Origin of the sequence: Escherichia sp. KCJ4928 (assembly GCF_004352695.1) — a bacterium.
Taxonomy (GTDB): Bacteria; Pseudomonadota; Gammaproteobacteria; order Enterobacterales; family Enterobacteriaceae; genus ECMA0423.
Genome location: NZ_SJWV01000467.1, coordinates 1 through 904 on the forward strand (window position 1 = coordinate 1; position 904 = coordinate 904).

1 protein-coding gene is annotated in these 904 nt (G+C 35.6%); it reads left to right on the top strand.

The window, feature by feature from the left end; genetic code table 11:
* Window positions 1–847, top strand: an 847-nt coding sequence (locus E0D98_RS24875) for a hypothetical protein (RefSeq protein ID WP_240723774.1), incomplete at its 5' end; no start/stop codon positions are given.
* Window positions 848–904 lie beyond the last annotated feature (57 nt).

A 904-nucleotide genomic window follows, 5' to 3' on the forward strand; every position in this document is an offset into this window, starting at 1 on the left:
TTCCTCAGTTACTTATATTGATATTGGCTCCAATGATACAGACCATATTACTATTGGTATCGACAACCAAGAACCAATAGAATTACCTGCGAACTATAAAGACAAAGAACTCGTCCGTACTATCATTAATGACAACATAGTTGAGAAGACTCATGATATCAATAACAAGGAAATGATCTTCAGCGCATTAAAAGAAATATATGATGGAGATCCTGGTTTTATCTTCGATAAGATATCACACAAACTCAGACATACGGTAACGGAATTTGATGAGAGCGGGAATAGCGAACCAACGGACTTATTTACCTGGTACGGTAAAGATAAAAAAGGCGACTCTCTCGCTATTGTAATTAAAAATAAAAACGGAAATGATTACTTATCTCTCGGTTACTACGATCAGGACGACTACCACATTCAAAGAGGAATTCGTATTAATGGTGATAGTCTCACCCAATATTGTAGTGAAAAAGCCAGGAATGCTTCAGCGTGGTTTGAAAGCAGTAAAGCTATCATGGCAGAATCATTTGCAACAGGTTCCGATCATCAGGTTGTAAACGAGCTCAACGGGGAAAGACTGAGAGAACCTAACGAAGTTTTTAAACGTTTAGGTCGAGCAATAAGATATAATTTTCAAGTGGACGATGCAAAATTTAGACGCGACAATGTAAAAGAAATAATTTCTAATTTATTCGCTAACAAAGTTGACGTTGACCATCCTGAAAATAAACACAAAGACTTTAAGGATCTCGAAGATAACGTTGAAAAAAGACTTCAAAATCGCCAGGCGAAATATCAAAATGAAATTAATCAACTATCTGCGCCAGGTGTTAATTTTGATGATATTTAAAATTATTTTTCCAGTTTTTTGATTTTTCAACGCCTGAATATCGGAAATAGTCAGTGA